Source organism: Mycobacterium sp. (assembly GCF_019247615.1).
In the GTDB taxonomy this organism is placed as follows: domain Bacteria; phylum Actinomycetota; class Actinomycetes; order Mycobacteriales; family Mycobacteriaceae; genus Mycobacterium.
The window spans coordinates 1-9,239 of the sequence record NZ_JAFBAT010000220.1 but is presented as its reverse complement, the minus strand read 5'-3'; the positions used below and the strand labels follow the sequence as shown (position 1 = coordinate 9,239).

Annotated in this window: 9 protein-coding genes; 3 read left to right on the top strand and 6 right to left on the bottom strand. The window is 68.9% G+C overall.

Annotated features, from left to right (window positions below; translation table 11 throughout):
• The 3 genes from JO059_RS15175 to JO059_RS15165 form a co-directional block, all read left to right on the top strand.
• A partial coding sequence (locus JO059_RS15175; protein WP_293320085.1) for an AMP-binding protein occupies positions 1-1,048 on the top strand: 1,048 nt, incomplete at its 5' end.
• On the top strand, positions 1,038-2,579 hold the full coding sequence (locus JO059_RS15170; protein ID WP_293320083.1) for a class I adenylate-forming enzyme family protein: 1,542 nt from the start codon (positions 1,038-1,040) through the stop codon (positions 2,577-2,579). The genes JO059_RS15175 and JO059_RS15170, both read left to right, overlap by 11 nt.
• The gene (locus JO059_RS15165; protein WP_293320081.1) at positions 2,572-4,104 is read left to right on the top strand and encodes a class I adenylate-forming enzyme family protein; all 1,533 of its coding nucleotides are present in this window, start codon (positions 2,572-2,574) and stop codon (positions 4,102-4,104) included. Before JO059_RS15170 ends, JO059_RS15165 begins: the two co-directional genes overlap by 8 nt.
• Here the strand turns inward: JO059_RS15165 and JO059_RS15160 are convergent.
• The 6 genes from JO059_RS15160 to JO059_RS15135 all read right to left on the bottom strand — a co-directional run.
• Positions 4,101-4,463 carry a hypothetical protein gene (locus tag JO059_RS15160; protein ID WP_293320079.1) on the bottom strand — a complete coding sequence of 121 codons (363 nt, stop codon included), beginning with the start codon at positions 4,461-4,463 and terminating at the stop codon, positions 4,101-4,103. The two genes, JO059_RS15165 and JO059_RS15160, sit on opposite strands and share 4 nt — an antisense overlap.
• A gap of 81 nt (positions 4,464-4,544) precedes the next feature.
• A complete protein-coding gene (locus tag JO059_RS15155) occupies positions 4,545-5,237 on the bottom strand; it encodes a GntR family transcriptional regulator (protein ID WP_293320077.1) in 693 nt (230 codons plus the stop codon).
• Between the two features lie 4 nt (positions 5,238-5,241).
• Positions 5,242-6,435 carry an acyl-CoA dehydrogenase family protein gene (locus JO059_RS15150; protein ID WP_293320075.1) on the bottom strand — a complete coding sequence of 398 codons (1,194 nt, stop codon included), beginning with the start codon at positions 6,433-6,435 and terminating at the stop codon, positions 5,242-5,244.
• Positions 6,432-7,634, bottom strand: coding sequence for a CoA transferase (locus tag JO059_RS15145; RefSeq protein ID WP_293320073.1), 1,203 nt, complete (start codon positions 7,632-7,634; stop codon positions 6,432-6,434). Before JO059_RS15145 ends, JO059_RS15150 begins: the two co-directional genes overlap by 4 nt.
• Positions 7,631-8,848: an acetyl-CoA C-acetyltransferase gene (locus tag JO059_RS15140; protein WP_293320071.1), complete on the bottom strand. Its 1,218-nt coding sequence runs from the start codon at positions 8,846-8,848 to the stop codon at positions 7,631-7,633. The genes JO059_RS15145 and JO059_RS15140 overlap by 4 nt, the downstream gene beginning before the upstream one ends.
• A gap of 13 nt (positions 8,849-8,861) precedes the next feature.
• On the bottom strand, positions 8,862-9,239 hold a 378-nt coding region (locus JO059_RS15135), incomplete at its 5' end, for an SDR family NAD(P)-dependent oxidoreductase (protein WP_293320069.1).

Sequence of the window (9,239 nt, the reverse complement as noted above, 5' to 3'; positions counted from 1 at the left end):
GTCCGGCGTCGCGGTGCGGATGCTGACGAGCGGAACGACAGGGCCGCCCAAACGAATCGACCTCAGCTACGACATGCTGGCACGCAGTGTGATGGGCCGACACCCGGAAAACGCCCCGGCGCCGACGCGGCTGCGAGACGGCGTCGCGATCGTTAACTCACCGCTGGTGCACATCGGCGGCGTGTTCCGGGTGCTGCAGTGCGTTGCCGAGGCCAGGCCCTTCGTGCTGCTGGAACGTTTCGAGCTGCGGGCATGGGCCGAGGCGGTGCGCACCCACCGGCCCCGCACCGTGTCGCTGGTGCCGGCCGCGCTGCGGACGGTGCTGCACTCCGACCTGACGCGGGCCGACCTGGAGAGCATCCGCGCCGTCACCTGCGGCACCGCCCCGCTGTCGGCCGACGACGCGGACGCCTTCACCGAGAAATACGGTATACCGGTCCTGACGTCGTATGCCGCAACGGAATTCGGCGGTGGCGTCGCCGGCTGGACCCTTGCCGACTACGAAAAGCACCGGCGCGCTAAGCGCGGCAGCGTCGGCAGGGCCAACCCCGGCACACAACTACGGGTCGTCGACGACGATGGCGCGACCCTCGGGCCGGACCGGGTCGGCCTGCTGGAGGTCAAGCCGGCACAACTCGGACCATCGGCGAAGTGGATGCGAACCACGGACCTGGCCCGCATCGACGCCGACGGCTTCGTCTGGATCGTCGGGCGAGCCGACCAGGCGATCATCCGCGGCGGGTTCAAGGTGATGCCCGACGAGGTGCGCGTCGCGCTGGAGGACCATCCCGCGGTGTCGAGCGCCGCCGTGGTCGCGCGATCCGACGAACGCCTCGGGGAGACGCCTGTCGCGATAGTGCAACTGCGCGAGCCGGCATCCGTCGACGCCGACACGCTGGTGGACTATCTGCGAACGCGACTGGCGCGCTACGAGATCCCCACCGAGATCGCGATCGTCGACGCGATCCCGCGCACCGCGTCGGGAAAGGCCGATCTCGGCGCCATCAGGCTGTTCTTCGGCGACTCCCACCGCGACCATGCCCGGTAACTCCCCCACTGTCGCCAAAGTCCTGCGGCGCCAGGCCCGCTCCCGCGCGGAGCACCCGCTTCTCGTCTGCGACGGCGACCGGATCGGTTACGCCGAGGCCGAACGGCGCTCGGCGGAGCTCGCCCGCGGACTGATCGCGCACGGCGCGGGCAAGGGCACCCACGTAGGTCTGCTCTACCCGAACGGCACAGAATTCGTCGTCGGGATGCTCGCGGCCGCACGAATCGGCGCGGTGGTGATCCCGTTCTCCACCTTCGCCACCGCGCGCGAGCTGCGCGAGCAGCTGGTCCACAGCGACACCCAAATCCTGTTGGCCACCAGATCGTTTCGTTCCCACGACTACGCGCAACGGCTCGCCGAGGTGATCGGGCGCGCCGCGCTGGACACCGATGAGCGGCTGTTCGCCATCGCCGCACCGCAACTGCGTCGTGTCGTCGTCGATTCCGGCCGTGTGTACCGGAGCGCCGAGACCGTCGCACCCGGGCTGCTCGAGGCGATGGAAGACGACGTCGACGGCTGCGATCCGCTGGTCATCGTGTACACGTCGGGCTCCACCCGCGCCCCGAAGGGCGTGGTGCACACGCACGCCGGGCTGATCGGACATCAGCGGAACCTCAACGAGATCCGTGGCCTGACGACGGCGGACCGGCTGTTCTGCAATTCGCCGTTCTTCTGGATCGGCGGGCTCGCGTTCGGCCTGCTCGCCACGCTAGTCGCCGGGTCGACGCTGGTGTGCTCGAACGCCACCGACGCGGGCGCGACCCTCGACTTGCTAGAGGCCGAAAGGCCCACCGTCACCAACGGTTTCGCGGCCGGGATCGCGCACCTCGCGGATCACCCGAGCTTTCCCGGGCGCGACCTGTCGTCGATGCGCCGGGGCAACCTGTACCCGATCATGGCGCCCGACGCCCGACCGGCCGACCCGGAATTGCGGCACAACATGCTGGGGCTGACCGAGGCGGGCAGCGTGGTGTTGATCAGCGGCGACGAATCCGACCAACCCGAATACCGCCGTGGATCATTCGGCAGGCCGGCGCCGGGCTTCGACACCAAGATCCTCGACCTGGACGCCTTGGGAGTCGGTGAGCTATGCATCCGCGGGCCCTACGTGATGCAGGGGTATTACAAACGCAGCCGCGAAGAGTGCTTCGACGCCGACGGCTGGTTCCGCACGGGCGATTTGGTGCGCGCCGACGCCGACGGCTTCTTCTATTTCGTCGGCCGGCTCAGTGCGATGATCAAGACGGCGGGGGCCAACGTCTCGGCGGCCGAGGTCGAGAAGGCCATCGCCAAGGTAACCGGCGCCGAGGCGCACGTCGTGGGCATTCCCGACCCGCAACGCGGCGAGCTGGTCGCCGCCGTCATCGCCAAGCCGGGCCTCGACGAGGCGGCGCTGCGCGAGCGGCTCAAGGCCGAGCTGTCGGCGTACAAGGTCCCGAGGCGGTTCATCGCCCTGCCCCCCGCCGAGATTCCGCGGCTGTCCAGCGGGAAGGTCGACACCCAACGGTTGCGGAAGCTGTTCGATGCCTGAGCGCACCATCGACCAACTGGTCCGGTCCCGCGCCGCCCGGCACGGCCCCAAGCCGGCGGTGATCGACGCCGAAATGCGACTCCCCTACCGCGAACTGGACTCCACCACGCGCGATCTGGCCGCCGTCTTCGTCGAAGCCGTTGTCGGCAAGGGCACCCGCGTCGGGCTGATCATGCCCAACGGCGTCCGCTGGGTACAGCTGGCGATCGCACTGACCCGGATTGGGGCCGTGCTGGTTCCGCTCAGCACCCTGCTGCAGCCCGGCGAACTGGTGGCGCAGCTGCGGGCCGCGTCGGTCCAATTCCTGGTGAGCGTCGAGGAGTTCCGCGGTCACCGATACCTGGCGGACCTGGCGGCGGTGCCGCGACTCGAACTTCCCGCCTTACGCCAGGTTTGGCCGCTCGACCGGCTTACCGACACCGTTCCGGGCGATCCGGCCCGGCGGATCGTCGACGCCATGACCGAGACGGTCACCCCGGCCGACCCGATGGTCATCATGTTCACCTCGGGCAGCAGTGGAAAACCCAAGGGGGTCATCCACTCCCACGGCAACGCGCTGGCCGCCGTGGAGTCGGGCCTCGAGGCCCGCTGCGTCACGCCCGACACGCGGCTGTATCTCCCGATGCCGTTCTTCTGGGTCGGCGGCTTCGGAAGCGGAATCCTGTCGACGCTGCTGGCCGGTGCGACGCTGGTGACCGAGGAAATACCGCGGCCCGAAACCACCTTGCGGCTGCTGGAATCCGAGCGGGTCACGCTGTTTCGCGGGTGGCCCGATCAGGCCGAGGCGCTGGCACGGCACGCGGACACGGCCGACGCCGATCTGTCGGCGTTGCGGCCGGGAAGCCTGGAAGCCCTGCTGCCGCCCGAGCGGCGGGCCCAACCCGGCGCGCGGGCCAGGCTGCTCGGCATGACCGAGGCGTTCGGGCCGTATTGCGGCTACGCCGCCGATACCGACATGCCGCCTTCCGCGTGGGGCAGCTGCGGCAAGCCGTTCCCCGGCATGGAGGTCCGCATCGTCGACACTGACAGCGGAGAGCCGATTGCGGCGGGATCCGTTGGGGAGATCCAGATCCGGGGGCCGCACACGCTGCGCGGCATCTGCCGTCGCAGCCGAGAGGAGCTGTTCACTCGCGACGGCTTCTACCCCACCGGTGACCTCGGCCACCTCGACGGCGACGGGTTCCTGTTCTACCACGGCCGGTCCGACGACATGTTCAAAGTCAGCGGGGCGACCGTCTATCCCAGCGAGGTGGAGCGGGCGCTGCGCGCGATCGACGGCGTCGGCAACGCCTACGTCACCAACGTGTCCGGCGACGCGGGCGACGGGGTGGGCGCGGCGGTGGTGTGTGAGAGCCCGCTCACCGCCGAGCAGCTGCGCGCGTCGGCCCGAAAACTGTTGAGCACGTTCAAGGTTCCCACGGCGTGGCTGCTGCTGGAATCCGACGACGACGTCCCGCGCGGGGCCACCGGCAAGGTCGACATGCGCCGGCTGCGGGGCATGTTGATGGCGGCGAACCGCCGCTAGGGGACCCGCGTCCAGGGTTGACAGTTCTGCGACTCGAAGGCCTTGACCGAGGTGTTGATATTCGCGTACATCGGACCGACGGACATGTTCGTCTGGAGTACGTGATCTTTGTTCGCATCAGGCGTGCCGTAGGTAAACCACGCGCACATCGAATCCTGGGTCGGCACATCGTTTATCCAAACCGTGAATCCCGACGCCGACCCCGACGTGTGGTAGAGGCCCGGAGCGATGTCAGGCCCGACGCGAAAGACGCCGTTTCCGGGGATCGGGTCGAGGATGTCCGCGCCCGCTGGTGCCGCGAACGCGATCGCTGTCACAGCTGCGACAAATACGGCCGATGCGCGAAGAGTTCGGGGCATTGTTCCTCGCTCTGTATTGTTGGCCCCCTCCGGTGGCAGCCTAAGCCCAGGCGTGGGTCGGCAACAACAGCTATTCCGGGCTCATGGAGACGCCGGGTGACTTCCGTTCGCCACGACTCCCCGCGCGGTGAGGTGATCGATCAGCGGGACGGCGCCCGCCGCAAGGTGTCCCGACATCGCTGCCCGCGCGAGCTCCTGGTCGTGTTTCTTCAGGGCGGACAGGATGCGGCGATGGTCCTTGATCGACTGTTCCGGCCATCCCTCGATGGCGGGGAACACCGATTCCGGTGCGTAGCGGGTGATCTGCGACATCAGCTGCGCCAGCTTGGGTGAGTCGGCGGCGACGTTGATGGCGCGGTGGAATTCGTGGTTGAGGCGCACGGTCCGCTCGGTGTCGTCACCGGCATAGGCCTCCTCGAGCTCGGCCTGGATCTGCTTGAGTTCACGCAGCTGCTCGTCGGTGATGTTCACCGCGGCCCGCGCGGCCAGCTCCCCTCCGACGTAGCCCTGCACGTTGGCGACGTCGGTGACGTCGCGCCCGGTCACCGGCAGCACCAGGAAGCCGCGGCGGGGCTGCTGGTCGATCAGCCCCTCCGCGCGCAGGGCGAAGAGCGCCTCGCGCACCGGCGTGACGCTGATCCCCAGCTCCGCGGCCAATTGGTCCAGGCGCACATAGGACCCGGCCGCGTAGGTGCCGTCGAAGATTCGTCTGCGGACGAAGCGCGCGACATCGTCGGAAAGTTGCGGCCGCGCAGCGAAATCCGGGGTGGTCATGGCGTCACACCTGATACTCGGCGAGCAGCCGCTTGCTGATGATGTTCTTCTGGATCTCGCTGGTTCCCTCGCCGATGAGCAGGAACGGGGCGTCGCGCATCAGCCGTTCGATCTCATACTCCTTGGAGTAGCCGTAGCCGCCGTGGATCCGGAAGCTCTGCTGGGTGACTTCCGAACAGTATTCGCTGGCAAGGTATTTGGCCATGCCGGCCGCGACGTCGTTGCGCTCACCGGAGTCCTTCAGTCGAGCCGCGTTAACCATCATCAGATGCGCCGCTTCCACTTTGGTCGCCATCTCGGCGAGCTGGAAGGCGATGGCCTGATGTTCGGCGATCGGCTTGCCGAAGGTGTGCCGTTGCTGGGCATAGCGCACCGCGAGTTCGAAGGCGCGGATGCCTATGCCGCACGCGCGCGCCGACACGTTGACCCGGCCAACTTCGATGCCGTCCATCATCTGGAAGAAGCCCCGCCCGGGGGTGCCGCCGAGGATGTCGTCGGCGCTTGCCCGGTAACCGTCGAAGATCAGCTCGGTGGTGTCGATGCCCTTGTAGCCCAGCTTGTCGATCTTGCCGGGGATCACCAGGCCTGGCACGACCTCACCGAAACCCGTTGGCTTGTCGACGAGAAACGCGGTGAGGTTGCGATGCGGCTTGTCGGCGCCCTCGTCGGTGCGCACCAGCACCGCGACCAGCGTCGAACTTCCGCCGTTGGTCAGCCACATCTTCTGGCCGTTGATGGTGTAGCTGCCGTCCGCATCGCGCCGGGCCCGGGTTCGGATCGCCGCGACGTCGGAGCCCAGCTCCGGCTCCGACATGGAGAAGGCGCCGCGCGACTCGCCGGTCGCCATGCGCGGCAGGAACCGCTGCTTTTGGGCGTCGGTGCCGTGCTGGCGCAGCATGTAGGCCACGATGAAGTGCGTGTTGAGCACCCCCGACACGCTCATCCAGCCGCGGGCCAGCTCCTCCACGCACAACGCGTAGGTGAGCAGCGACTCCCCCAGCCCGCCGTATTCCTCGGGGATCATCAGCCCGAAGAGCCCCATGTCCCGCATCTGATCGACGATCTGCTGCGGGTAGGCGTCGTCGTGCTCGAGCTGCTGCGCGGTGGGGATGACTTCCTTCTCGACGAATTGCCGCACGGTGGCGACGATCTCGGTCTGGAACTCGGTCAGGCCGAGGGTCTGGGCGAGTCTGGTCATGCGCTGACTCCTGCTATCGTCTGCGCGCTCGTCAGGCGCTCGATGTCTCCGGTCGTCAGGCCCAGGCATTGGGTGAGGACGTCGGCGGTGTCCTGGCCGAGGGCGGGCGCGGGCGCGCCGGCGGGGTGCGTGCCGTCGAAGGCGACCGGCAGGCCCGGGGCCAGATAGTCGCCGACGCCGGGCTGGTGCAGGCGGGAAAACAGGGGATTCGCAGTCACTTTCGCGTCCGCGGCGGCCTCGGCGAAGGTGCGGTACCGCTCGAAGAGCATCGTGGTGCCCGACAGCGCGGCGGCGACCTCGTCGGCCGTGTGATCGGCGAACCAGGTGGCGAACAGCCCGGACAGGGCGTCGCGGTTGCGATAGCGGTCGCCCTCCGAGCCGAAGTCGACGCCCAGCGCCGCTTCGAGCGCCGCCACCGCCGCTCCCGTGCCGGTCACCTCGACGAGGTCGCGAAAGTGCCTGCGCGTCAGGGTGACCACCATGAAACGGGCCCCGTCGCGGCTGGTGAAGTCCTGCCCGTACTGGCCGTAGATGGCGTTGCCGAGCCGTTCGCGCTGCGTCCCGCTGACCTGAGGTTCGGTCAGCAGCCCGAGGTTTCCCGCCGTGGCCAGCGCGACGTCCTCCAGCGCCAGGCTGACGCGCGCACCCACCCCGCTCTGGTCGCGGCGCCGCACGGCGGTGACGACGGCCAGCGCCGCGTACAGACCGCAGCACACGTCCCACGCCGGCAGCACGTGGTTGATCGGACCGGCGTGCCCGACCGGACCGGTGACGAGCGGGAACCCGATGCCCGCGTTAACGGTGTAATCCACCCCGGTCGAGCCGTCGCCGCGACCGAGCAGTTGGACCGTGATGACGTCGGAACGCTTGGCGGCCAACACATCGTGGCCGAGCCAGGACAGCCCGGCAGCGTTGGTGACGACGATGCCGTCGCCCTCGGTGATCAGCCGCTGCACCAGCTCCTGCCCCTCGGGCGAGCGTAAATCGATGGTGGCCGAGCGCTTTCCCTTGTTCAGGCCCGTCCAGTAGATCGACGTGCCGCCGGCGGCCAACGGCCATCGGTTCACGTCGGAGGCGCCGCCGATCGGGTCGACGCGGATCACCTGCGCGCCAAGCTGTACCAGCGTCATCCCGCACAGCGGTGCGGCGACGAAGCTGGACACCTCCACGACGGTCAGGCCGCTCAAGGGGCCGTTCACGACGGGGCGACCCGCTCGAAGACGGCCGCCAGCCCCTGGCCGCCGCCGATGCACATGGTCTCCAACCCGTAGCGCGCCTGGCGGCGGCCCAGTTCGCGCGCCAGGGTCGCCAGCATCCGGCCGCCGGTCGCACCGACGGGATGGCCCAGCGAGATTCCCGATCCGTGCACGTTGGTGCGGTCGTGATCGGCGGGGCCGAAGTTCCATTCACGCATCACCGCAAGCGCCTGCGCGGCGAAGGCTTCGTTGAGCTCGATGACGTCGATGTCGGACAGCTGCAGGCCCGCCTTGGCGAGGGCGGCCTCGGTGGCCGGCACCGGGCCGATGCCCATGATGTCGGGCGCCACGCCCGCGGACCCCCACGACACCAGGCGGACCAACGGCTTCAGGCCGCACTCGGCGGCCGTCTCCGCTGTGGTCACCACGCACATCGACGCGGCGTCGTTCTGCCCGCTGGCGTTGCCGGCCGTCACCGTCGCCTCCGGATCCTCGCCCAGCAGAATGGGTTTGAGCTTGCTCAACGATTCCACCGAGGTGTCGGCGCGCGGATGCTCGTCGGTGTCGATCAACTCCTCACCGTGACGCGTGCGGACCGCGACCGGGATGATCTCCTCGCCCAGGATGCCGTCCTTCTGCGCGGCCACCGCGCGCTGGTGCGAGCGCACCGCGAGCTCGTCCTGCTCCAGGCGCGAGATGCCGTACTGGCGGCGCAAGTTCTCGGCGGTCTCGAGCATCCCGCCCGGCACCGGGTAGTGCTTGCCACCGGCGGTGGTGCGCCCCCGCGCCAGCCCGTCGTGGACCCGGATCCCGCCGCGGGCGCCGCCCCAGCGCATATCGGTCGAGTAGAAGGCGACGTTGCTCATGCTTTCGCAGCCGCCGGCGATGACGAGATCGTGATCGCCGTTGCCCACCTGCAGACACGCCTGGATCACCGCCTGCAGCCCCGACCCGCAGCGCCGGTCGACCTGCATCCCCGGAACCGTCACGGGCAGGCCGGAATCCAGCGCCACCACCCGTCCGATCGCCGGCGCTTCGCTGCTGGGGTAGCAGTGGCCGAGGATGACGTCCTGCACGGCGTCGGGCGCGATTCCGGTCCGCTCGAGTAGGCCCTTGAGGGCGGCCACGCCCAGGTCGACGGCCGTCAGCGACTTGAACATTCCGCCGTAGCGCCCGATGGGCGTGCGCACGGGTTCACAAATGACCGTCTGGCGCATGGTCGTTCTCCGCTCAGATGTGCCGGCCGCCCGTGACTTCCATCACGGTGCCGGTCATGTAGGAGGACAGATTTGAGGCCAGGAACAGGGCGACGGTGGCCACCTCGCTGGGCTCGCCGGCGCGGCCCATCGGAATCTCGGCCACCTTGTCGTCCCAAATGCGTTGCGGCATGGCCTCCGTCATGGCCGAACGGATGAGGCCGGGAGCGATCGCGTTGACCCGCACGCCGAGGTAGGCAAGCTCTTTGGCCGCGGCTTTGGTCATCCCGACGATGCCGGCCTTGGCCGCCGAATAGTTGGTCTGCCCGACCATCCCGACCTTGCCCGACACGGACGACATGTTCACGATGGCGCCGCGCTTGTTTTCCCGCATGATCGCCGCCGCCAACCG